The sequence below is a fragment of the Caballeronia sp. RCC_10 genome (assembly GCF_041360715.1).
Taxonomy (GTDB): Bacteria; Pseudomonadota; Gammaproteobacteria; order Burkholderiales; family Burkholderiaceae; genus Caballeronia; species Caballeronia grimmiae.
Genome location: NZ_JBFUPT010000003.1, coordinates 13,442 through 36,621, shown reverse-complemented (window position 1 = coordinate 36,621; position 23,180 = coordinate 13,442). Strand labels below are relative to the sequence as shown.

At 63.3% G+C, this 23,180-nt stretch carries 19 protein-coding genes; 17 read left to right on the top strand and 2 right to left on the bottom strand.

The features are described 5' to 3' along the window. The first annotated feature begins 45 nt into the window (after positions 1-45). The 15 genes from ubiE to AB6804_RS07665 all read left to right on the top strand — a co-directional run bounded on the left by ubiE (position 46) and on the right by AB6804_RS07665 (position 17,884). Complete coding sequence (ubiE, locus tag AB6804_RS07735; protein ID WP_370885978.1) at positions 46-777, top strand: bifunctional demethylmenaquinone methyltransferase/2-methoxy-6-polyprenyl-1,4-benzoquinol methylase UbiE; 732 nt, start codon at positions 46-48, stop codon at positions 775-777. 26 nt (positions 778-803) lie between these two features. Then, positions 804-1,808, top strand: a complete 1,005-nt coding sequence (locus AB6804_RS07730) for a Tim44 domain-containing protein (RefSeq protein ID WP_370885977.1) — start codon at positions 804-806, stop codon at positions 1,806-1,808. Positions 1,809-2,029: 221 nt separating this feature from the next. Further along, positions 2,030-2,689, top strand: coding sequence for an SCP2 domain-containing protein (locus AB6804_RS07725; RefSeq protein ID WP_370885976.1), 660 nt, complete (start codon positions 2,030-2,032; stop codon positions 2,687-2,689). A gap of 20 nt (positions 2,690-2,709) precedes the next feature. Then, positions 2,710-4,284, top strand: coding sequence for a ubiquinone biosynthesis regulatory protein kinase UbiB (gene ubiB, locus AB6804_RS07720; RefSeq protein ID WP_370885975.1), 1,575 nt, complete (start codon positions 2,710-2,712; stop codon positions 4,282-4,284). Further along, on the top strand, positions 4,281-4,889 hold the full coding sequence (locus AB6804_RS07715) for a methyltransferase domain-containing protein (RefSeq protein ID WP_370885974.1): 609 nt from the start codon (positions 4,281-4,283) through the stop codon (positions 4,887-4,889). The genes ubiB and AB6804_RS07715 overlap by 4 nt, the downstream gene beginning before the upstream one ends. A gap of 132 nt (positions 4,890-5,021) precedes the next feature. Further along, complete coding sequence (locus tag AB6804_RS07710; RefSeq protein WP_035961737.1) at positions 5,022-5,372, top strand: FmdB family zinc ribbon protein; 351 nt, start codon at positions 5,022-5,024, stop codon at positions 5,370-5,372. 154 nt (positions 5,373-5,526) lie between these two features. Further along, on the top strand, positions 5,527-6,192 hold the full coding sequence (locus AB6804_RS07705) for a DUF502 domain-containing protein (protein ID WP_370885973.1): 666 nt from the start codon (positions 5,527-5,529) through the stop codon (positions 6,190-6,192). 88 nt (positions 6,193-6,280) lie between these two features. Further along, positions 6,281-8,083, top strand: a complete 1,803-nt coding sequence (gene aspS, locus AB6804_RS07700) for an aspartate--tRNA ligase (protein WP_370885972.1) — start codon at positions 6,281-6,283, stop codon at positions 8,081-8,083. Between the two features lie 114 nt (positions 8,084-8,197). Beyond that, positions 8,198-8,674 (top strand): dihydroneopterin triphosphate diphosphatase, encoded by a 477-nt coding sequence (nudB, locus tag AB6804_RS07695; protein WP_370885971.1) that lies wholly within the window; start codon positions 8,198-8,200, stop codon positions 8,672-8,674. After that, positions 8,671-9,951, top strand: a complete 1,281-nt coding sequence (locus AB6804_RS07690) for a phosphatidylserine/phosphatidylglycerophosphate/cardiolipin synthase family protein (RefSeq protein ID WP_370885970.1) — start codon at positions 8,671-8,673, stop codon at positions 9,949-9,951. Before nudB ends, AB6804_RS07690 begins: the two co-directional genes overlap by 4 nt. A 261-nt stretch (positions 9,952-10,212) precedes the next feature. After that, the gene (locus AB6804_RS07685; RefSeq protein ID WP_035961729.1) at positions 10,213-10,908 is read left to right on the top strand and encodes a TetR/AcrR family transcriptional regulator; all 696 of its coding nucleotides are present in this window, start codon (positions 10,213-10,215) and stop codon (positions 10,906-10,908) included. Positions 10,909-10,975: 67 nt separating this feature from the next. Next, the gene (locus AB6804_RS07680) at positions 10,976-12,766 is read left to right on the top strand and encodes an acyl-CoA dehydrogenase C-terminal domain-containing protein (protein ID WP_370885969.1); all 1,791 of its coding nucleotides are present in this window, start codon (positions 10,976-10,978) and stop codon (positions 12,764-12,766) included. A 639-nt stretch (positions 12,767-13,405) separates the two neighbouring features. After that, positions 13,406-15,835, top strand: coding sequence for a 3-hydroxyacyl-CoA dehydrogenase/enoyl-CoA hydratase family protein (locus AB6804_RS07675; protein WP_370885968.1), 2,430 nt, complete (start codon positions 13,406-13,408; stop codon positions 15,833-15,835). A 25-nt stretch (positions 15,836-15,860) separates the two neighbouring features. Next, entirely contained in the window at positions 15,861-17,060 is a 1,200-nt protein-coding gene (locus AB6804_RS07670) for an acetyl-CoA C-acyltransferase (protein WP_244793530.1), read from the top strand. Positions 17,061-17,119: 59 nt separating this feature from the next. Next, the gene (locus AB6804_RS07665; RefSeq protein ID WP_370885967.1) at positions 17,120-17,884 is read left to right on the top strand and encodes an enoyl-CoA hydratase; all 765 of its coding nucleotides are present in this window, start codon (positions 17,120-17,122) and stop codon (positions 17,882-17,884) included. Positions 17,885-17,890: 6 nt separating this feature from the next. Here the strand turns inward: AB6804_RS07665 and fdhD are convergent, their stop codons facing one another. Further along, positions 17,891-18,718 carry a formate dehydrogenase accessory sulfurtransferase FdhD gene (gene fdhD, locus AB6804_RS07660; RefSeq protein WP_370885966.1) on the bottom strand — a complete coding sequence of 276 codons (828 nt, stop codon included), beginning with the start codon at positions 18,716-18,718 and terminating at the stop codon, positions 17,891-17,893. Between the two features lie 205 nt (positions 18,719-18,923). On the opposite strand from fdhD, the gene AB6804_RS07655 reads away from it, so the two are divergent. Then, a complete protein-coding gene (locus tag AB6804_RS07655; protein WP_370885965.1) occupies positions 18,924-19,403 on the top strand; it encodes a nitrate reductase associated protein in 480 nt (159 codons plus the stop codon). A 171-nt stretch (positions 19,404-19,574) separates the two neighbouring features. Then, positions 19,575-22,688, top strand: a complete 3,114-nt coding sequence (locus AB6804_RS07650; RefSeq protein WP_370885964.1) for an EAL domain-containing protein — start codon at positions 19,575-19,577, stop codon at positions 22,686-22,688. Between the two features lie 13 nt (positions 22,689-22,701). Here the strand turns inward: AB6804_RS07650 and AB6804_RS07645 are convergent, their stop codons facing one another. Beyond that, positions 22,702-23,097 carry an acyl-CoA thioesterase gene (locus AB6804_RS07645; protein WP_035961716.1) on the bottom strand — a complete coding sequence of 132 codons (396 nt, stop codon included), beginning with the start codon at positions 23,095-23,097 and terminating at the stop codon, positions 22,702-22,704. Positions 23,098-23,180: the final 83 nt, after the last annotated feature.

The window sequence follows — 23,180 nt, the reverse complement described above, 5'->3', positions numbered from 1 at the left end:
ACGATTGCACGGCATATAACGAACAACAGGCGAGGAACGAGCGCGATGAGCAAGACCCACTTCGGATATGACACGGTCGACGAGCAGGACAAGGCGAAAAAGGTGGCGGGCGTGTTTCACTCCGTCGCGAGCAATTACGACCTGATGAACGACCTGATGTCCGGCGGGCTGCACCGCGTCTGGAAGCACTTCACGATCGGGCAGGCCAAGGTGCGGGCGGGTTACAAGGTGCTGGACATCGCGGGCGGCACGGGCGATCTGGCCATGGCCTTCGCGAAGCAGGCGGGCGAAACCGGCGAGGTCTGGCACACGGACATCAACGAATCGATGCTGCGTGTGGGCCGCGACAGGCTCGTGGACAAAGGCGTCATCACGCCGACGCTGCTTTGCGACGCGGAGAAGATTCCATTTCCGGATAATTATTTCAATGTGATTACAGTTGCCTTCGGTTTGCGCAACATGACGCACAAGGAGCGCGCGCTTGCCGAGATGCAGCGCGTGCTGAAGCCGGGCGGCCGTTTGCTGGTCCTGGAATTTTCCAAGGTGTGGGAGCCGCTCAAGAAACCGTACGACCTTTTTAGTTTCAAGGTGTTGCCGTGGCTGGGCCAGAAAGTTGCGAAAGACGCTGACAGCTATCGGTATCTGGCGGAGTCGATTCGCATGCACCCGGACCAGGAAACTTTGAAAACAATGATGGAACAAGCCGGTTTGGATCGAGTCGAATATTACAATTTGTCAGGTGGCGTGGTAGCGTTACACGTCGGGACAAAATTTTGATGTTCCACTCAACTTAAGGATTCGAAATGTCCGATTCGCGCTCACCCCAAACCCGGGGCTTCCTGAACGTCTTCTTCAGGAAGGCCGGAATCGTGGCGCTGGCTGGCGTTATTGCGGCCGGCGCAATCTTCGCGGAAACGGCGGAAGCCAAGCGCATGGGCAGTGGCCGCAGCATGGGCCGGCAGTCCGCCACGGCGACGCAGCAGCATCAGGCGACACCGCCGTCGCAGTCTATGCAGCAGGGCCAGGCCGCGCAGCCGCAGCGCGCCCAACCCGCGCCCGCCGCGCCGGCGGCAGCCCAGCCCGCGCGTAATCGCTGGCTTGGGCCTATCGCCGGTCTGGCGGCAGGTCTCGGCATCGCGGCGCTGCTGTCGCACTTTGGCCTCGGTGAAGCCTTCGCCGGCGCCATGGCGAACATGATCATGATCGCGTTGATCGTGCTGGCCGCCGTCATGCTGTTCCGCTTCATCATGCGCAAGCGGCAGGGCAACAACGCCACGCCGGCCTACGCAGGCGCGGGTTCCGCTTCGCCTTATGGCAACTCGACCGCACGCACCGGGCTGAACCAGGAGCCGTCGCGTACGTTGCAGCCGCAGGCGGGCGGTTTCGGCAGCAATGCGATCGATGCCCCGGCGACGGCCGCCGTGCAGCCGGAAGTTCCGGCAGGCTTCGATACCGAAGCGTTCATCCGTAACGCGAAGGTGTACTTCGTGCGCCTGCAGGACGCGTGGGATCGCGGCAACGTCAACGACATCCGCGAATTCACGACGCCCGAAATGTTCGCCGAAGTGAAGCTGGACGTCGATGCACGCGGCAGCACGCCGAACCGCACGGACGTCGTGCAGCTCAACGCCGACCTGCTCGGCGTCGAAGACCGCGCAGGCGAATACCTCGCGAGCGTGCGCTTCCACGGCCTGATCCGCGAGTCGGAAGGGGCGGCGGCTGAACCGTTCGTCGAAATCTGGAACCTGTCGAAGCAGAAGGCGGGCAACGAAGGCTGGCTGCTGGCCGGTATCCAGCAGGTAAGCTGATCGATGGCGGGCCGCAACGCCCAAAGGCGCTGCGGCCCGCGCGCTAGCGGCAAACTGACGTCATTGTTTCAAAAAGCCTCACCGTACGGCATGGCCGCGCCGCCTGCGCGGTTATAAACCGTAGAATAGAACCCGCGCGAGCTGCCGCTTGCGCGGGTTTTTTCATCTCAGAGCCGATGACGAACGCACACGAATCATCCCGTCCCGCCACGAATCCCGCCTTGAGGACCGCGTCCACTGCGTTCGCGGCGGTCGTCAATCATTTGCTGGTGCGTGAGCCGTGGGCGCGCGAGCGCGTCAAGCCGTATGCCGGCAAGTGCGTGAAGCTCGTGTGCGGGCCGGTTTCGATTGCGCTCGTCGCGCAAGCCGACGGCCTTCTGGCGGCGATCACCGAAACGCAAACGCCGGTCTTCGACGTGACCATCGCCGTGCCGCTCGACGCGCTTCCCGCATTCCTGCAAGGCGGACAGGCGGCCGTGATGAAGCACGTACGCATCGAAGGCGATGCCGAATTCGCGACGACGCTTGCGAAGCTGGCCGAACATTTGCGGTGGGACCCGGAGGAAGACCTGTCGCGCGTGATCGGCGATGCCCCCGCGCATCGCGTCGGCCGCATCGCCCGGACGGTGCAGGAACAGACGCGGCGCACGAGCCGCAATGTGCTGGATTCGGTCGCCGAATATCTGCTCGACGAACGCCCGCAACTCGTGCGCAAGAGCGCGCTCGACTCATTCAACGCGGAGCTTTCGCGTGCGCGCGATGCGCTGGCGCGCGTCGAGAAGCGCATCGAGAGGATCGAACACGCAGTCCAGCAACAACCCACGGCCCGCGGCGCCTCAGCGCGGACCGGCGGCGAGTCCGTGCGCGACTCGCACGAATAACGAGCTGAAGCCAACCAACCATGCGTTTTCTGCGTTTCCTCAAGATTTTTTTCACGATCGTCCGCTTCGGCCTCGACGAGCTGGTGATGAGCGGCATCAACGATCGCCGCGTCCGCTATCTGATGCGCATCACCACCTTCGGCCGGCGCTTCGACATCGAGCGCGGCATCCGGCTGAGACTTGCGCTGGAAAGCCTCGGCCCGATCTTCGTGAAGTTCGGTCAGGTGCTCTCTACGCGGCGCGATCTGTTGCCCGTCGATATCGCCGACGAGCTCGCCAAGTTGCAGGATCGTGTGCCGCCATTCGATTCGAACCAGGCGGTGTCGTTAATCGAGAAGGCGCTCGGCGCGCCGATCGAACAGCTTTTCGACGAATTCGAGCGTGTGCCGGTGGCGAGCGCGTCGATCGCGCAGGTGCACTTTGCGAAAATCAAGCACGGCGAGCACGCGGGCAAGCCAGTCGCGGTGAAGGTGCTGCGGCCCGGCATGTTGCCCGTCATCGATTCCGATCTGGCCTTGCTGCGCGACATCGCGATCTGGGCCGAACGCCTGTGGCCCGATGGCCGTCGCCTGAAGCCGCGCGAAGTCGTCGCGGAGTTCGACAAATATCTGCACGACGAACTCGATCTCATGCGCGAGGCCGCCAACGGCAGCCAGTTGCGGCGCAATTTCGCGGGGCTCGACCTGCTGCTGGTGCCGGAGATGTACTGGGACCTGTCCGCGCCGACCGTGCTGGTGATGGAACGGATGGTGGGCGTGCCGATCAGCCAGGTCGAGACGCTGCGCGCCGCGGGAGTCGATATTCCGAAGCTCGCGCGCGAGGGCGTCGAGATTTTCTTCACGCAAGTGTTCCGCGACGGCTTCTTCCACGCGGACATGCACCCGGGCAACATCCAGGTCAGTCTCGATCCGGCCACCTTCGGGCGATACATCGCGCTGGATTTCGGCATCGTCGGGGCGCTGTCGGACTTCGACAAGAATTACCTCGCGCAGAACTTCCTCGCGTTCTTCAAACGCGACTATCACCGCGTCGCCACTTTGCACCTGGAGTCCGGCTGGGTGCCGCCGAGCACGCGCGTCGAGGAACTGGAGAGCGCCATTCGCGCGGTCTGTGAGCCGTACTTCGATCGCGCGCTGAAAGACATATCGCTGGGACAGGTGCTGATGCGGCTCTTTTCGACGTCGCGGCGCTTCAACGTCGAGATTCAGCCGCAACTCGTGTTGCTGCAGAAGACAATGCTCAACGTCGAAGGTCTCGGCCGTTCGCTCGATCCGGAACTCGATCTCTGGAAAACCGCGAAGCCGTACCTCGAACGCTGGATGAATGCGCAGATCGGCTGGCGTGGCTGGTACGAACGCCTGCAAATGGAAGCGCCGCAGTGGAGCAAGACGATCCCGCAACTGCCGCGGCTGATTCATCATCTGCTCGCGGAACGGCATGACGTGCCGAGAAGCGGCAACGAAGACACGATGCGCTTGTTGCTCGCCGAGCAAAAGCGCACGAACCGGCTGCTAATGACGCTGCTGGTCGCCGGACTTATTGCGGTGGCGGGCGCGGGCATGGTCATCGCACAAGTGTGGATGGGGCATCCATGAGCGATCCGACTTTCACTCACCGCGATCCCGACTCGCCCGGCTTCTGGGACGAGCGGTTCGACCAACGCTTCACGCCTTGGGATCAGGCCGGCGTGCCGGAGGCGTTTCAGTCGTTCGTGGCTGCGCTGCCCGAGCCTCGCGCCAGCAAAGTGCTGATTCCCGGCTGCGGCAGCGCCTACGAAGCGTCGTTTTTGGCCGGGCGCGGCTGCACTGTGCGGGCGATCGACTTTTCGGCAAGCGCCGTCGCGGCGGCGCGCGGGCAGTTGGGCGCGCGGGCGGACATCGTCGAACAGGCCGATTTCTTCTCGTATCAGCCGCCGTTCGCGCCGGACTGGATCTACGAGCGCGCGTTTCTGTGCGCGCTGCCGAAGGCTCGCTGGGCGGATTATGCCGGCCGCATGGCGGCGCTGTTGCAACCGGGCGCGCTGCTGGCCGGCTTCTTTTTCATCGGCGCGACGCCGAAAGGACCGCCGTTCGGCATCGAGCGCGACGAACTCGATGCGCTTCTCACGCCGCATTTCGAACTCATCGACGACCGCGAAGTCAGCGGCTCGCTTCCCGTCTTCGCAGGCCGCGAGCGCTGGTTGACCTGGCGGCGCGCTTGAAATCCGTCGACCGCGCCCTCATCTGACTTGAAGCTGTACGGCTGCACGCGCCCAAAAATCCGGGCCCGGGGCGGTTTGCGGCTATAATTCAAGGCTTTGCAAGCGTCGACAGATCATTGTAGGAAGAGTGCCATGCCGATTTATGCATACCGCTGCGCATCCTGCGGCCACGAAAAAGACGTGCTCCAGAAACTGAGCGATGCACCGCTCACGCAATGTCCTGCCTGTGGCAAGGACGCATTTTCCAAGCAAGTGACCGCGGCGGGTTTCCAGCTCAAGGGTTCGGGCTGGTACGTCACCGATTTCCGCGGCGGCAATAACGGCGGCTCGTCGAATGCCGCGACGGCGAAAGCCGGCGAAACGGCTGCCGCGAGCGATGGCGCAAACGCTGGCGCCGCATCGTCATCCGATGCGTCGACGCCTGCAAGCACGACGCCCGCCGCCGCTGCGCCGGCATCGTCCAGCTCGTCGGACGCGGCCTGACGCGCGAGACGCGCGGCGCGGCTGAAGTCGCGGCGGCTGACGGCCCGGACCGCCGCGCATTCCGGGAGGCGCACGAGCCGCAGCAAGCGCGAGCGCCGCGCTAATCCAACGCCCAGCCCGCTCAACCGCTCGCAGCGACCTTACCGACTACAACGTGACGACGAAAAAGACTACGCTCAAAACTGTGTTCCTCACCGGCCTGCTCGTGCTGGTGCCGCTTGCCATCACCCTGTGGGTGCTCGGCCTCGTGATCGGAACGATGGACCAGACGCTGCTGCTGTTGCCGTCCGCGTGGCAGCCCGAGCGTGTTTTCGGTTTCCACTTGCCGGGCTTGGGCGCATTGTTGACGCTGGCGTTCATCTTCATCGTCGGCCTGCTCACGCAGAATTTCATCGGGCAGAAGCTCGTGCTGTGGTGGGACGCGATCGTTCGTCATATTCCTGTCGTCGGCCCGCTTTATACCAGCGTCAAACAGGTGTCGGACACGCTGCTGTCGTCGAGCGGCAATGCGTTTCGCAAGGCGCTGCTGATTGAATATCCGCGCAAGGGTTCCTACACGATCGGCTTCCTGACCGGCATCCCCGGCGGCGACGTGGTGAACCATCTGAAGGAAGATCACGTGAGCGTCTATGTGCCGACGACGCCTAACCCGACCTCCGGCTTCTTCCTGATGATGCCGAAGAGCGAGGTCGTCGAACTGGACATGACCGTCGACGCGGCACTGAAATACATCGTCTCGATGGGCGTGGTCGCCCCCGCCCCGAGCGCGCCGCTCGCGCCGGTTGCGCCCGCGCGCCGCCCCACCGAGCCGCCGATGTAATGCCGGCGCGCGCGCCGGGAATCGAGCCGACGAAGAGCCGACCCGCACGCGAGCCGTTGATTAACGAACAACGAAACACACACACATCATGTCGATGCGATCTGAATACTGCGGTCTGGTGACCGAAGCCCTGCTGGGCCAAACCGTCTCGCTGTGCGGCTGGGTCCATCGCCGCCGCGATCACGGGGGCGTTATCTTCATCGACTTGCGCGATCGCGAAGGGCTCGTTCAGGTCGTCTGCGATCCGGACCGCGCCGAGATGTTCAGCGTCGCCGAGGGCGTGCGCAACGAATTCTGCGTGCAAGTGAAGGGCGTCGTGCGCAACCGTCCGGAAGGCACGGCCAACGCGAACCTCACGAGCGGCAAGATCGAAGTGCTGTGCCATGAGCTGACGGTGCTGAACGCATCGGTCACGCCGCCGTTCCAGCTCGACGACGACAACCTCTCGGAGACCACGCGCCTCACGCATCGCGTGCTCGACCTGCGCCGCCCGCAGATGCAGAAGAACCTGCGTCTGCGTTATCGCGTGGCGATGGAAGTGCGCAAGTATCTGGACGCGCAGGGCTTCATCGACATCGAAACGCCGATGCTCACGAAGAGCACGCCGGAAGGCGCGCGCGACTACCTCGTGCCGTCGCGCGTGAACGCGGGCCAGTTCTTCGCGTTGCCGCAATCGCCGCAATTGTTCAAGCAATTGTTGATGGTCGCGAACTTCGACCGTTACTACCAGATCACCAAGTGCTTCCGCGACGAAGACCTGCGCGCCGACCGGCAGCCGGAATTCACGCAGATCGACTGCGAAACCTCGTTCCTCACCGAGCAGGAAATTCGCGATCTGTTCGAGAACATGATCCGCCACGTCTTCAAGGAGACGATGGATGTCGCATTGCCGGAGCAATTCCCGGTGATGCTGTACTCGGAAGCGATGCGCCGCTTCGGTTCCGACAAGCCCGACCTGCGCGTGAAGCTCGAATTCGCCGACCTGACCGACGCCGTGCGCGACGTCGACTTTAAGGTGTTCAGCATGCCGGCGAACTCCAAGGACGGCCGCGTCGCTGCGCTGCGCGTGCCGAAGGGCGGCGAGCTGTCGCGTGGCGATATCGACGGCTACACGGAATTCGTGCGCATCTACGGCGCGAAGGGCCTCGCGTGGATCAAGGTCAACGACAAGACCAAGGGCCGCGACGGCCTGCAAAGCCCGATCGTCAAGAACCTGCATGACGCCGCGCTCGCCGCGATCATAGAGCGCACCGGCGCCGCAGACGGCGACATCATCTTCTTCGCGGCGGATCGCGCGAAGGTCGTGAACGACAGTCTCGGTGCATTGCGCCTGAAGATCGGTCATTCGGAATTCGGCAAGTCGAACGGTCTGCTGGAAACCGGCTGGAAGCCGCTGTGGGTGATCGACTTCCCGATGTTCGAGTACGACGAGGAAGAGAACCGCTATGTGGCCGCGCACCATCCGTTCACGAGCCCGAAGGACGAGCACCTCGAGTACCTCGAAACCGATCCGGCCCGCTGCCTCGCAAAGGCATATGACATGGTGCTGAACGGCTGGGAAATCGGCGGCGGTTCTGTGCGTATCTTCCAGGAAGACGTGCAGAGCAAGGTGTTCCGCGCGCTGAAGATCGGTGCGGAAGAAGCGCGCCTCAAGTTCGGCTTCCTGCTCGACGCGCTTCAGTACGGCGCGCCGCCGCACGGCGGCATCGCGTTTGGTCTGGACCGCATCGTCACGCTGATGTCGGGTGCCGATTCGATCCGCGACACCATCGCCTTCCCGAAGACGCAGCGCGCGCAGGACCTGCTCACGCAAGCGCCGAGCGAAGTGGACGAGCGCCAGTTGCGCGAACTGCATATCCGTCTGCGTCAGCCGGAGCAGAAGGCGCAGTAAGCGTCGCATTTGTCCGAATGAGAAAGGCGCGGGACCGTTTTGGCCCGCGCCTTTTTCGTTTTTTGCGTTACAGTTTCCGGGCCAAAGACATAACGAAAGCGCGTTCCTCACGCCATGCAGAAGCCGCCCAAAATCCCCGAATCGGTACTGGTCGTCATTCACACGCCCGACCTCGATGTCCTCATCATCGAGCGCGCGGATCACAAAGGGTTCTGGCAGTCCGTGACAGGCTCGAAAGACACGATCGACGAACCGCTCATCGAGACCGCCGCACGCGAAGTGCAGGAAGAGACGGGAATCATCGTCGGCAGCCCGCTCGTGCCGCACGCCGCGCTGCTCGACTGGCATCACAGCATCCAGTACGAGATCTATCCGCAGTGGCGGCATCGCTATGCGGAAGGCGTCATGCACAACACCGAACACCAGTTCAGTCTCTGTGTGCCGCACTGTCTGGAAGTGACACTCGCGCCGCGCGAACACACGTCCCACCTCTGGCTGCCGCTGCGCGAAGCCGCCGACCGCTGCTTCTCGTGGTCGAACCGCGAAGCGATCCTCCAGCTGCCCGAGCGCCTTGCGGCGCATAGCCGATGATCGGTGTGCGGCCGCGGCGCAAATTCAAACGGTTGCGCCAGGCGCTGTTTTCCGGGCGGCGTCCGCCACGGCTTTGCTTCACCGTCGGCAACGAGGTGCGCATTTTTCAAGGCGGCGTGCAGTTTTTTCCTGCGCTGATCGAGCGGATCGACCATGCGCAGGAGTACGTGTCGCTCGAAACGTATATCTTCGCCAACGACGACAGCGGCCGCGCCGTTTCCGATGCGCTCGTGCGTGCGGCAGTGCGCGGCGTGACGGTGCGCGTGATTACCGATGGCGTCGGCACCGAACGCAATCTGCCGATGTTTGCGCAGTGGAAGGAAAGCGGCGTCGATCATCGCATCTACAACCCGCATCTGCTGTTCGGGCCGCTTGGCTTTTCGCGCACGCATCGCAAGCTCGCGGTCATCGACGGGACCTACGCGTTTTGCGGCGGTATCAATATCGTCGATGACTTCGACCAGAACGGAACGCGACTCGAGGAGCCGCGCTGGGACTTCGCGATGGAAGCGCAGGGGCCCGTCGTCAAGGACGTGCGCGATGCGTTCGACGTGCAATGGGACCGCATCCGGCTTGGCGTCAAGCCGCGCGAGCCGCGTACGGCGGACTGCGATCCCGAGCCGTCGCAAAGCCGATGGAGCTCGCGCCGCGCGAGGCGTGCACGCCAGCGCGCGCGCCTCGGCGAAATCCATGCGGTGGACCGCCCGTGCGTCGCGTTCGTCGCGCGCGACAATCTGCTGAACCGCCGCGCCATCGAGAAGGCTTATCTGCGGGCCATCGCCCATGCCGAGCGCGAAGTGCTGCTCGCCAATCCCTACTTCATGCCGGGCCGCAAACTGCGGCGCGCGCTCGTCTATGCGGCGCGGCGCGGCGTGCGCGTTTCCCTGGTGATCGGGCGCAAGGAATTCGTCGCGCTCGACTACGCCACTCCTTTTCTGTATGGCAACCTGCTGAAGCACGGCGTGCGCATCGCCGAATATGAGAAGACGATGCTTCATGGCAAGGTCGCTGTCGTGGACGCCGACTGGGCGACGATCGGCTCCTCGAACCTCGACGCGCTCTCGCTCGTCCTGAACAACGAAGCGAACATGGTGCTCGTCAATCACCCGGAGATCGCGGGATTGCACGACGCCATTCTTCAGGCGTTTGACGAAGGTAGCCGCATTGACGAAAAGCGTTACGCTTCGCGTCCGCTGACCGAACGCGTTTTGAGTTGGCTCGCCTACAACAGCTACCGCGCGATGATGAAAGTGATCACCATCGGCCAATACGATTAAAAGCAGAAAAGGCCGGGAGCGGGGCAGAATAGATGCCGGGCGTCAAGTATGCTCCCACGAAATGGGAAGTCGGGCAGTCACTTACATGCAGTCCATGCATAAAAAGCGACAATCATCGGGTCGAGTTCGAGATTCGTCTCATTGACTTCGACTAAGAGTTAGAAATGGCTTTCTAATAAATTGCTTGTTTCACCAGCGATCGGCGACAATAATAGAACGGCCGTTCGTTTTCAATCGGGTCACGAGAGGACGGTAGGGATCATGCGAAAAGGCGAACAGACGCGGGCCGCGATTCTCGACGCAGCGTTGGATCTGGCAAGCCGGGACGGGCTGGAAGGGTTGACGATCGGCCTTCTGGCCGAGCGGATGCAAATGAGCAAAAGCGGCGTGTTTGCGCATTTCGGCTCACGCGAGGACTTGCAAGTGGAAGTGGTGCGCGAGTACCACCGCCGTTTCGAGGACGAAGTGTTCTTCCCGAGCTTGCGCGAACCGCGCGGCTTGCCGCGATTGCGGGCGATGATGAGCCGCTGGATGGAGAAGCGCATCGAGGAAGTGACAACGGGCTGCATCTACATCAGCGGGGCGGTCGAGTATGACGACCGCGCGGCGAGTGCGGTGCGCGAGCAGCTCGTGAACAGCGTGACCACCTGGCGCGAGGCGCTGTTGCGGGCGATTCGCCAGGCGAAGGACGAAGGGCATTTGAAACCGGAGACGGATCCGCAACTGATGCTTTTCGAGTTGTACAGCTTCACGCTCGGCCTGCATCACGACGCGCGTTTCCTGCACATGCCGGGGGCCGTGCAACTGACGCGGGACGCGCTGGAGAAGACGATCGTTTCGTATCAGACGTCGAACATATCCGCCGATGGCGGCGCACGGCAGGCAATCGAGCCGGGCGCACTGGGAGGCGCGAGTGTGTCGGCGAATCTGACTTCGCATCAACACGGGAGTCGTTAGCGGGCTGGCTGAATCGTGAAGGGTTCGGCGGCGCGCAACGACCAAGCTCGAGTAACTGGAGAGACTCATGGGACAGTACGCCGCCCCCCTTCGCGACATGCAGTTCGTGCTGCACGAATTGCTGAACGTCGAAGCCGAACTGAAGCGCATGCCGAAGCATGCCGAGCTGGATGCGGACATCATCAATCAGGTGCTCGAGGAAGCCGGCAAGTTCTGCTCGGAGGTCGTGTTTCCGCTCAACCAGTCGGGCGACCGCGAGGGCTGCACGTATGAGGGCGATGGCGTCGTGAAGACGCCGTCGGGCTTCAGGGAGGCGTATCGCCAGTATGTCGAGGCGGGCTGGCCCGCGCTCGGCTGCGATCCCGAATTCGGCGGGCAGGGCCTGCCTGCGTTCGTCAACAATGCGCTGTACGAAATGCTGAACTCCGCGAATCAGGCCTGGACGATGTACCCCGGCCTGTCGCATGGCGCATACGAGTGCCTGCACGCGCATGGCACGCCGGAGCAGAAGTCGGTGTATCTGCCGAAGCTGGTCGAAGGCGTGTGGACGGGCACGATGTGCCTGACTGAACCGCATTGCGGCACCGATCTCGGCATTTTGCGCACGAAGGCCGAGCCGAACGGCGATGGCTCCTACGCGCTCACCGGCACCAAAATCTTCATTTCGAGCGGCGAGCACGACATGGCGGAGAACATCGTGCATCTGGTGCTTGCGCGTCTGCCCGGCGCGCCGATGGGCACGAAGGGCATCTCGCTCTTCATCGTGCCGAAGTTCGTTCCGGATGCGAACGGCGCGATCGGCGAGCGCAACGGCATCAAGTGCGGGTCGATCGAGCACAAGATGGGCATCCACGGCAACGCCACGTGCGTGATGAACCTGGATGGCGCGAAGGGCTGGCTCGTCGGCGAATCGAACAAGGGCTTGAACGCCATGTTCGTGATGATGAACGCGGCGCGTCTGGGCGTCGGCATGCAGGGGCTGGGGCTGACCGAAGTCGCGTATCAGAACTCGCTCGCGTATGCGAAGGAGCGCCTGCAGATGCGCGCGCTCACCGGTCCCAAAGCGCCGGACAAGGCGGCTGATCCGATCATCGTGCATCCGGACGTGCGCCGCATGCTGCTCACGCAGAAGGCGTATGCCGAGGCGGGGCGTGCGTTCGCGTATTGGGCGGCGCTTAATATCGACAAGGAACTGTCGCACGAGGACGAATCGGTGCGCCGCGAGGCGGCGGATTTCGTCGCGCTGCTGACGCCTGTCATCAAGGCGTTTCTCACCGATAACGCGTTCGAAGGCACCAATCTCGCGGTGCAGATCTACGGCGGACACGGCTTCATTTCCGAATGGGGCATGGAGCAGTATGTGCGCGATGCGCGCATCAACATGATCTACGAAGGGACGAATTCGATTCAGGCGCTCGATCTCCTTGGTCGCAAGATTCTCGGCGACATGGGCGTGAAGATGAAGGCTTTTGGCAAGGTCGTGGCGGCATTCATCGAAGAAGAGGGCATCAAGCCCGAGATGCAGGAGTTCATCAATCCGCTTGCCGATATCGGCGAGAAGGTGCAGAAGCTCACGATGGAGATCGGCATGAAGGCCATGCAGAATCCTGATGAAGTCGGGGCTGCTGCCGTGCCGTACATGCGGACTGTCGGGCATCTGGTGTTTTCTTATTTCTGGGCTCGGATGGCGAGGGTGGCGCTGGATCGCGCAGGTTCCTCTTCTGATGCTTTTTATGCTGCCAAGCTGGCTACTGCACGGTTCTACTTTGCCAAGCTGCTGCCTGAGACCGCTTCTACTATTCGCGCCGCGCGCTCAGGGGCTAAGTCTTTGATGGAGTTTGATGAGGCTTGGTTTTGATTTTTCTCGTTGAGCTTGTATTCGTGTAGGTCTATTAGTGTGCCCCTCCCCGGGGCGGGGGTCACTTTCTTTGCCGCTGCAAAGAAAGTAACCAAAGAAAGCAGCTTTTTTGGCCCGCAGCACAGTATGGGTGACCACTCCGTAGAACTTCAGTGGCACTCGAATTAATTAGCAGCCTTGAATCACCTTCCACGCCCGCTGAGCGCCACGTCCTCCGAGCCCCTTGGCTCGACAAAACCAACGGGCGGTTGACGTGGACGCAACCGCACGAGCGACGATAACTTCTAAGCTGAGTACTGCCCGGCATTGAAAGTACAGAAGCAACCTAAGTGGCGAGGCAGTGAAATACGTTCGGTGTTAACGAGCCAAGGGGCTCGCAGGACGTTTGTGTTCAGTGGGCGCGGAGGGTGATTCAAGGCTTTATCAAGCTGAGTGCCACCGATGTTCTACGAAGTGGCTGCGCTATTGTTGCTTAGGGCAGCTCAGAAAAAGCTGCTTTCTTTGGTTACTTTCTTTGCAGCGGCAAAGAAAGTGACCCCTCCGCCGGGGAGGCGGCTACTGAAAAGAAACGCAAGACACCGCATCAAGTTAACCCAACGCGCCGCGAAAGCAAAAAACCCAACCCGAGAGGTACACCAAGTGAGCACCTTGAACATCCGCAAAGTCGCCGTGCTCGGCGCCGGCGTGATGGGCGCGCAGATCGCTGCGCATCTGATCAACGCCCGCGTGCCCGTCTTGCTGTTCGATCTTCCCGCCAAGGAAGGCGCAAAGAACGGCATCGCGCTGAAGGCAATCGAGAACCTCAAGAAGCTGTCCCCAGCGCCGCTAGGGATCAAAGACGACGCCCAATACATCGAAGCGGCCAACTACGACGACGACATCGAGAAACTGAAAGAATGCGATCTCGTCATCGAAGCCATCGCCGAGCGCATGGACTGGAAGCACGATCTCTACAAAAAAGTGTCGCCGCACATCGCGCCGCACGCGATCTTCGCCAGCAACACGTCCGGCCTCTCGATCACCGAACTGTCGAACGGCTTCGATGAAGAACTGAAGTCCCGCTTCTGCGGCGTGCACTTCTTCAATCCGCCGCGCTACATGCATCTGGTCGAACTCATTCCGACCGCATCGACGAAACCCGAAATCCTCGATCAACTGGAAACGTTCCTCACGAGCGTCATCGGCAAAGGCGTCGTGCGCGCCAAGGACACGCCGAACTTCATCGCGAACCGCGTCGGCGTATTCTCGATCCTCGCCGTCATCGCCGAAGCGGAAAAGTTCGGCCTGCGCTTCGACGAAGTCGACGATCTCACCGGCGCACGCCTCGGCCGCGCGAAATCGGCAACCTTCCGCACCGCCGATGTCGTCGGCCTCGACACGATGGCGCACGTCATCAAGACGATGCAGGACAACCTCGCCGACGATCCGTTCTTCCCCGTCTATACGACGCCGCCCGTGCTCGCCGAACTGGTGAAGAACGGCGCGCTCGGCCAAAAGTCCGGCGCAGGCTTCTATCGCAAGGAAGGCAAGGCGATCAAGGTCCTCGACCCGAAAACAGCGCAATACGTCGATGGCGGCGCAAAAGCGGACGAGATCATCGGCCGCATTCTCAAGCGCCCGCCCGCCGAACGCTTCAAGCTGCTGCGCGAGACGGACAACAAGCAGGCCCAATTCCTGTGGGCCATCTTCCGCGACGTGTTCCACTACATCGCGGTGCATCTCGAATCGATCGCGGATAACGCGCGCGACGTCGATCTCGCCATCCGCTGGGGCTTCGGCTGGAGCCAGGGGCCGTTCGAAAGCTGGCAGGCAGCCGGCTGGCAGCAGATCGCGAAGTGGGTACAGGAAGACATCGACGCCGGCAAGGCGCTCTCGAGCGCACCGCTGCCCGCGTGGGTGCTCGACGGCCCGGTCGCCGAGAAAGGCGGCGTCCATACCGACGAAGGCTCGTGGTCGCCGAAGTCGAAGCACTTCGAGCCGCGCTCGACGCTGCCCGTCTACGGCAAGCAGGTGTTCCGCGCACCGCTCATCGGTGAAACCGGCGCCGATCCGAAGACCTACGGCAAGACGCTCTTCGAAACCGACGCCGTGCGCGCCTGGCTCGACGACGCTCAGGGCGATGTCGTGATCGTCTCGTTCAAGACGAAGATGAACACCATCGGTCCCGGCGTCCTCGACGGACTTACGCAAGCCATCGAACTCGCGGAGAAGGAATATCGCGGCGTGGTCATCTGGCAGCCGACGTCGCTCACGCTCGGCACGCCGGGCGGCGCATTTTCGGCAGGCGCCAATCTCGAAGAAGCCATGCCCGCCTTCATGATGGGCGGCGCGAAGGGCATCGAGCCGTTCGTGAAGAAATTCCAGCAAGGCATGTTGCGCGTGAAGTACGCGAACGTGCCGGTGGTGTCGGCGGTATCGGGCATTGCGCTCGGCGGCGGGTGTGAACTGCTGCTGCATTCGGCGAAACGCGTCGCGCATGTCGAGAGCTACATCGGGCTCGTGGAAGTGGGCGTCGGTCTCGTGCCGGCGGGCGGCGGCCTGAAGGAAGCCGCGTTGCGCGCAGCGGAAGCAGCCAGCGCCGTCAACGCAACGAGCGATCTGCTCAAGTTCCTGCAGAAGCCGTTCGAGAACGCGGCGATGGCGAAAGTCTCCGGCTCCGCCCTCGAAGCACGCGCGATGGGCTATCTGAAGCCATCGGACACCATCGTGTTCAACGTGCACGAATTGCTCGACATCGCGAAGAAGGAAGCGCGGGCGCTGTCGGACGCGGGCTATCGCGCGCCGTTGCGCGTGAAGCAAGTGCCGGTCGCGGGCCGCTCGGCGATAGCGACGATCAAGGCGTCGCTCGTCAACATGCGCGATGGACGCTTCATCAGCGCGCACGACTTCCTGATCGCGAGCCGCATCGCGGAAGCGGTGTGTGGCGGGGACGTCGAAGGCGGCAGTCTCGTGGATGAAGAATGGCTGCTCGCGCTCGAGCGCCGGGCGTTCATCGAACTGCTGGGCACGCAGAAGACGCAGGAACGGATCATGGGCATGTTGCAGACCGGCAAGCCGGTTCGCAACTAAGGCGCGCGGAACATCGGAGCTTGATATGAGCAAACAACTTCAGGAAGCATACATCGTCGCCGCGAGCCGCACGCCGATCGGCAAGGCGCCGCGCGGCGTGTTCAGGAACACGCGCCCGGACGAACTGCTCGTCCACGCGATCAGATCGGCCGTCGCGCAAGTGCCGGGGCTCGATACGAACGTGATCGAAGATGCGATCGTCGGTTGCGCGATTCCGGAAGCGGAGCAGGGCTTGAACGTCGCGCGCATGGGCGCGCTGCTCGCCGGGCTGCCGAAGACGGTCGGCGGCGTGACGGTGAACCGCTTCTGCGCATCGGGGCTGACGGCGCTCGCGATGGCGGCGGACCGCATCCGCGTGGGCGAGGCCGACGCGATCATCGCGGGCGGCTGCGAATCCATGAGCATGGTGCCGATGATGGGCAACAAGCCGTCGCTGTCGCCGCATATCTTCGATCGCAGCGAGGACATCGGCATTGCTTACGGCATGGGGCTGACGGCCGAGCAAGTGGCCGAACGCTGGAAGGTGAGCCGCGAGGCCCAGGACGCGTTCGCGGTGGAGTCGCATCGCCGTGCGCTGGCCGCGCAGCAGTCGGGCGAATTCGCCGATGAAATCGCCCCGTACATGCTCAACGAGCGCTTCCCCGATCTCGAAAGCGGCGAAGTGCGCGTGAATGCGCGCGAGATCGCATTCGACGAAGGCCCGCGCGCCGACACGACGCTCGAAGGTCTCGCGAAACTGCGCGCCGTGTTCGCGAACAAAGGCTCGGTGACGGCGGGCAACAGCTCGCAGACATCGGATGGCGCCGGCGCGTTGATCGTCGTGTCGGAAAAGATTTTGAAGCAGTTCAACCTGACGCCGCTCGCGCGCTTCGTGAGCTTCGCAGTGCGCGGCGTGCCGCCGGAGATCATGGGCATCGGGCCGAAGGAAGCGATTCCGGCCGCGCTGAAGGCAGCAGGGCTGAAGCAGGACGATATGGACTGGATCGAGCTGAACGAGGCGTTCGCGGCGCAATCGCTCGCGGTCATCAACGATCTCGGTCTCGACACGTCGAAGCTGAATCCGCTCGGCGGGGCGATCGCGCTCGGGCATCCGCTCGGCGCGACCGGCGCAATCCGCTCGGCAACGGTCGTTCACGGTCTGCGCCGCCGCAATCTGAAGTACGGCATGGTGACGATGTGCGTCGGCACCGGCATGGGCGCGGCGGGGATCATCGAGCGCGTTTGACCTTGAACCGTCCGCGGGCGCAATGCTCGCGGACGCCGCCATCGGAAGGAGACAGCGGAATGGATATCGTCATCGAACGCGCGCAAGGCGTGCTGAGCATCGTGCTCAATCGTCCCGACAAGAAGAATGCGATCACCGCGGCGATGTATCAGGAAATGGCCGACGGCCTCTACGAAGCCGAGAAAGACCCGGCCGTGCGCGCCGTTCTGCTGCGCGGCAACGGCGGCGCGTTCAGCGCGGGCAACGATCTCGAAGACTTTCTCAACGACCCGCCGAAGGAGCAGGACGCGCCCGTGTTCCAGTTCCTGCGGCGGCTGTCCGGCATGCCGAAGCCCGTCGTCGCGGCGGTATCGGGCGTCGCGGTTGGTGTCGGCACGACGATGCTCCTGCATTGCGACATGGTCTATGCCGCGAAGAACGCGAAGTTCTCGCTGCCCTTCGTGCAGCTTGGGTTATGTCCGGAGGCGGCGTCGAGTCTCTTGCTGCCGCGCATCGCGGGGTATCAGCGGGCGGCGGAAAAGCTGCTGCTGGGCGAAGCGTTCAGCGTCGATGAAGCGGTGAGCATGGGCTTCGTCAACGGCGTGATGGATGCCGCCGAACTCGATGCCTACGCGTTCGAGCGCGCACGGCAGCTCGCGGCGCTGCCGGCCGCTTCGCTGCGTGCGACGAAAGCGCTGATGAAAGGCGAGCAGTCGGCTGAAGTGCCCGCACGCATGGACGAGGAAGCGGCGCACTTCTCGCGGATGCTCGTCGCGCCGGAAGCGCGGGAGGCGTTTGCGGCGTTCTTCGAGAAGCGGAAGGCGGATTTCACGAAGTTCCAGTGAAGTCGGTCATTCCACGTCGTATTCCACGTAGCTGCTCTCGCGCGCAAAACTCACCAGCCGCAAGCCCGCCTGCTTCGCGATGCCAATGGCCAGCGATGTCGGCGCGGAGATGGTGACGACCATCGGCACGCCCACGCGCGCCGACTTGCGCACGAGCTCGTAGCTTGCGCGGCTCGACAGGAACACGAAGCCCTGCGTCGTATCCACGCGCTGCAGCACGAGCTGGCCGATGAGCTTGTCGAGCGCGTTATGCCGTCCGACGTCTTCGAACGCGAATCGCACGGCGCCGGTGTCGTCGCACCAGGCGGCAGCGTGCAGCCCGCCCGTCAGCTTCGTCAAACGCTGATGGGCGGGCAACTCGCGCGCCGCGCGCTCGATCGCATCGGGCGCAAGCCGCGTCAGAAAGCCGGTATCCGGCACGCGCTCCGGCTCAAGATCCAGCAAGTCGATACTTTCTATTCCGCACACGCCGCAACCGGTACGGCCCGCCAGTGCGCGGCGCTTGTCCTTCAGCGCAAGAAACGCCTGCTGCACCACTTGCAGATGCACTTCGGCATGCGGCAGCGTGTGGCCATCGTCGCGGTAATAGACTTCGATATCGTGAATGTCGCTTCCACGCTCGACGATGCCCTCGGTCAGCGAGAAGCCCATTGCGAACGCTTCGAGATCGCGCGGCGTGCACATCATCACCGCGTGCGAGATGCCGTTGAACACCAGCGCGACGGGCCATTCCTGACCGACGTTATCGCTTGCAACGGCGAGTTCGCCGCGCCGATGCCTGCGCACCTGCCGCTCGATGTAGCCCGGCTGATCTTCGGTTTCGAGTTGATTCACTTGACTTGCACTCCGTTGCTGCACGAACGAGGACTTCGTTAGAGTCCGGGTATAGGGCTTGCTCCATAGACTGGCTGCCCGCGCTCGTTCACAGGCGCACGCAGCGGCACACAATGCACGGTTCGAGCCCAACACCAGGCCCTACAATAACTTAAGCGGGCGATGCGCGCCGGCGCGCGCCCCTCAAACCAACGAGGCTATCGCCATGGGACTTTACGACGCCGCCCGTCTCTTCAAGTTCGAGATTGAATCCTCGGACAATCTGCGCTTCATTCCGCTTGCGGTGCGCTTCAATCTCGACCGCTTCGGCATGCGCATCACGCTCGATCAATGGCAGATGCTTCCTTACGACGATCGCGTGCTGCTCGCGCGCTTTCCGATCGAAGATGAAGCCGACGTTGAGAAGAACTTCGATCTCGCGCTCGAAGAGATGCTGAAGACGCACGCGAACGCCGCGCCTGAGAGAATCCCGCGCGATCCCGAACCCGTCTGGGCGCACGCCGACGCGGTGCCGGAGACCGTTATCCGTCAGAGCAGCCTGTCGGGCGTGAGCGCGCCGAGCCTTTCGCATTGGGCCGCGCTCGATCCGTTCCAGCGTTATGCGCTTGCCAAGCTCTCGCGCAATACCAACAAGGCCAATCACGACTTTCTTCCCGCGATGCGGGAGTTCGGGCTGGCTGAATAACGCGGGCGGAATTTTTCTTTTCCGGCGACGCTAAAGACCGTCGAAAACCTGCCGTTATCTGCGTGATCCACTATTCGCGGTGTGAGCCCAGGCTTCACGCCGCGCTTTTGCGTGGGCGCGCGCACGGCATCGGCGCGTCCATCGCGGAACAACAGGATCGGCCCGTCGCCCATGACTCGTTTCCTCTCCAGGCGTTTGCTCGTGAATATCGCCGTGGTGCTCGCCGCGCTCGGCGCGAATGCGTTCGTCGCGTGCGAGCGAATCGCCGACTTGCGCGACGGCAATGCCCGCACGCTGCGCTCGATGAGTCTGCTGCGCGATCTCGCGGCCTATCGCGATGCGCTCGGCGAAACGCTTACGCAACTGAGCCGATTCGAGGCGACGGGCGTCGTCGAGCCGGTGGCGCAACACGAGGCGCGTGAAGCGCATCTCGACGCGCTCGAAAGCGGACTGCGCGCCCAGACCGCGCTGGAACCCGGAGTCACCGGCGCGTTCGATGCGCTCGTCGCGCGCGTCGCCACCATGCGCACCGACGCCACGCTCGCCGACGAACGCGCCCGCCGCGCGCTTCCCGACGAACCGCGCACCTGGGTCGACGCCGCGTTCGTTTCGCTCGGCGCGGACCAGCAGGCCGTCGACGAACAACTGGCCGCCGTGCGTTCGCGTATCGATACGGCGACCATCGCCGCGCTCGACCGCTCCGCGACCGGCTCGGGCGGCGCGATGCTGCTGCTCGCCTTCACGATGCTCGCCGGCAGCGGCGTCCTCATCTACCTGTTCGCGAGCCACGAGCGTTCGTCGCGCGAAAAGCTCGGCATCGCGCGGGCGAAGCATCGCAGCAACGAGCGGTTCCGCGGCATGTTCGAGGCGCATCCGGTGCCGATGTGGATCGTGGATCGGGAGACGATGCGCTTCATCGCCGTGAATCCCGCCGCGGTCCAGCATTACGGCTACGCCGAAGCCGAGTTCATGGAGATGACCTTGCGCGATCTGCATGTCGCCGACGACTTCGACCGTTTCGCGGCGCGGCTCGCCCGCGGCGGCGCGGAGGCCGGCGACCGCGCGACGCGCGGCCAGCGCTCGAGCGGCGTGTGGCGCTACCGGCATCGCGATGGCTCGACCAGCAGCGCCGACGTCTCGCATCACGCGCTGACCTATTCGAACCGGCCGGGGCTGTTCATGCTGGCGAACGACGTGACCGACCGCATCAACGCGGAAGCCGAGGCGCGCCGCTCGAACGAGATGCTCGAAGCGGTCATCGACAACATTCCGCAGCGGGTGTTCTGGAAAGACCGCGAATCGCGTTATCTGGGCTGCAACAACGCGTTTGCCCGCGATGCGGGGCTCGCGTACAACGAGCAGGTCATCGGCAGGACGGACGATGACCTGCCGTGGTCCGCCGCCGCCGACACGGTGCGCGCCGACGATCAGGAAGTCATCGAGACGACCGTGCCGAAGATGCACTTCGAGCGTGACGTGCTCGTCGGCGAGACGCTGCATACGGTCGTCACGAGCCTGCTGCCGCTGCTCGATGGCGAGGGGCATACCATCGGCGTGCTCGGTTCGTACCAGGACGTGACGGAGCGCAAGCGCGCCGAACTCGCGCTGCGTCTGCAAAGCCGTGCGCTCGACGCGAGCGTGAACGCAATTCTCATCACCGGCGTCGTGAACGGCGCGAACGTGATCGAGTATGCGAATCCGGCGTTCAAGCGCATCACGGGCTACGATCCCGCCGAGGTCATCGGCCGCAACTGCGGCTTCCTGCATGGCACGGACCGGGATCAGGAAGGGTTGAAGTCGATTCGCCGCGCGCTCTCGGCGGACATGGAGACGAGCGTCGTCGTGCGGAACTATCGCAAGGATGGCGCGCTTTTCTGGAACCAGCTTTTCGTCGCGCCGGTGCCGAACGCGCAAGGGCTGACGACGCATCACATCGGCATCATCAACGACGTGACCGACCTGATGGACTATCAGGAACAACTCGAATACCAGGCGAACTACGACACGCTCACGCGGCTGCCCAATCGCAACCTGCTGCGCGACCGGCTGCAACAGGCGATCGAACAGGCGCGGCGGCGCGAGACCAAGATCGCGGTCGTGTTCATGGACCTCGACGGCTTCAAGAACGTCAACGATAGCCTCGGGCACAGCGTCGGCGATCGCCTGCTCGCGGTGATCGGCGAACGGCTCGCGCGCTCGGCGCGATCGAGCGATACCGTCGCGCGCCACGGCGGCGATGAGTTCGTGTTCGTGCTGCCGGACATCACCGACGAAGCGGATCTCATCGCCTGGATGGAGCGCACGCGTGCGGCGATATCCGAACCCGTCTGGCTCGACGAAACCGAGCTTTACGTCGGCTGCAGCATGGGCGCGAGTCTCTTCCCGCAAGATGGCGACGACGCCGAGACCGTGCTCAAGAAGGCGGATCTCGCGATGTATCGCGCAAAGGATCTCGGGCGCAACACGTACCAGTTCTATCACCCGGAGATGAACGCGAGCGTCGGGGCGCGCATGAATCTGGAGCGGCGGCTGCGGCGCGCGCTGCGCGACGGCGAGTTCCTGCTGCACTATCAGCCGCAAGTCGATATGGCGACGCGAGCGATCGTCGGTATCGAGGCGCTCGTGCGATGGCACGATCCCGAACAGGGGCTCGTGTCGCCGGCGTCGTTCATTCCGGTCGCGGAAGAGAGCGGGCTGATCGGGCCGTTGTCGGAATGGGTGTTGCGCGAGGCGTGCCGGCAGAACAAGGCGTGGCAGGATGCGGGTCTGCCGCCCGCGCGGGTGTCGGTGAATCTGTCGGCGCGGCATTTTCAGCAGCGCGACATCGCGACGCTCGTCACTTCCGTGCTGGAAGAGACGGGACTGGAGCCGCGCTATCTGGAGCTGGAGCTGACCGAAAGCGCGATCATGCGCAACGCCGAAGACGCGGTGGCGATGCTGTCGGAGCTATCGGCGCTCGGCATCGGCATTGCGATCGATGACTTCGGCACCGGCTATTCGAGCCTGTCGTATCTGAAGCGCTTTCCGGTGCATCGGCTGAAGATCGACCGCTCGTTCGTCGCGGATATCGGCTCGTCGGGCGACGATGAAACCATCACCTCGGCAATCATCGCGCTCGCGCATTCGCTCGAATTGCAGGTGATCGCGGAAGGCGTCGAAACGCCCGCGCAGCATGAGTTTCTGCGCGAGCGCGATTGCGACGAAATGCAGGGCTTCCTGTTCTCGCGCCCGATGCCGCATGACGCCATTCCGGGGCTGCTGCAGCAGGGCGTGCTATTGAATTAACGGTGAACGGGCTTCAATCCAGCGGCGGCAGCGCACGCGGCCGGCGATCGTTGTCGGTCGCGACGTACGTCAGCGTCGCTTCCGTCACCTTGACGACTTCTTCCGCGAGACTCATGCGCTGCGCATAGACCTCGACGTAGATGGTGATCGACGTATTGCCCGTCTTCACGATGTCGGTGTAAAAGCTCAGCAGATCGCCGACGAATACCGGGTTCTTGAACAGAAACGAATTCACCGCGATGGTCGCGACGCGCCCGTTCGCGCGGCGGCTTGCCGGAATCGAACCGGCAATGTCCACTTGCGCCATGATCCATCCGCCGAACACGTCGCCGTGCATGTTGGAATCGGCGGGCTGCGGCACGACGCGCAGGGTCACGGGCTTTTGAGGAAGTTTCGATTCTTCAGGCATGAAAGGCAGTCCGATTGCTGTCGCTCGATGCGAAGGCGGGCGCGAGCGTGGCCCTGAACCTTCTGCGACAATGCTTATGTATA

Coding starts and splice junctions, on each gene's coding strand:
- ubiE (WP_370885978.1), top strand. CDS start 46: ATGAGCAAGACCCACTTCGGATATGACACGGTCGACGAGCAGGACAAG.
- AB6804_RS07710 (WP_035961737.1), top strand. CDS start 5,022: ATGCCGATTTATGCATACCGCTGCGCATCCTGCGGCCACGAAAAAGAC.
- nudB (WP_370885971.1), top strand. CDS start 8,198: ATGCAGAAGCCGCCCAAAATCCCCGAATCGGTACTGGTCGTCATTCAC.
- ubiB (WP_370885975.1), top strand. CDS start 2,710: ATGCGTTTTCTGCGTTTCCTCAAGATTTTTTTCACGATCGTCCGCTTC.
- AB6804_RS07715 (WP_370885974.1), top strand. CDS start 4,281: ATGAGCGATCCGACTTTCACTCACCGCGATCCCGACTCGCCCGGCTTC.
- AB6804_RS07655 (WP_370885965.1), top strand. CDS start 18,924: ATGGGACTTTACGACGCCGCCCGTCTCTTCAAGTTCGAGATTGAATCC.
- AB6804_RS07665 (WP_370885967.1), top strand. CDS start 17,120: ATGGATATCGTCATCGAACGCGCGCAAGGCGTGCTGAGCATCGTGCTC.
- AB6804_RS07685 (WP_035961729.1), top strand. CDS start 10,213: ATGCGAAAAGGCGAACAGACGCGGGCCGCGATTCTCGACGCAGCGTTG.
- AB6804_RS07670 (WP_244793530.1), top strand. CDS start 15,861: ATGAGCAAACAACTTCAGGAAGCATACATCGTCGCCGCGAGCCGCACG.
- AB6804_RS07645 (WP_035961716.1), bottom strand. CDS start 23,097: ATGCCTGAAGAATCGAAACTTCCTCAAAAGCCCGTGACCCTGCGCGTC.
- AB6804_RS07730 (WP_370885977.1), top strand. CDS start 804: ATGTCCGATTCGCGCTCACCCCAAACCCGGGGCTTCCTGAACGTCTTC.
- AB6804_RS07650 (WP_370885964.1), top strand. CDS start 19,575: ATGACTCGTTTCCTCTCCAGGCGTTTGCTCGTGAATATCGCCGTGGTG.
- aspS (WP_370885972.1), top strand. CDS start 6,281: ATGTCGATGCGATCTGAATACTGCGGTCTGGTGACCGAAGCCCTGCTG.
- AB6804_RS07680 (WP_370885969.1), top strand. CDS start 10,976: ATGGGACAGTACGCCGCCCCCCTTCGCGACATGCAGTTCGTGCTGCAC.
- AB6804_RS07690 (WP_370885970.1), top strand. CDS start 8,671: ATGATCGGTGTGCGGCCGCGGCGCAAATTCAAACGGTTGCGCCAGGCG.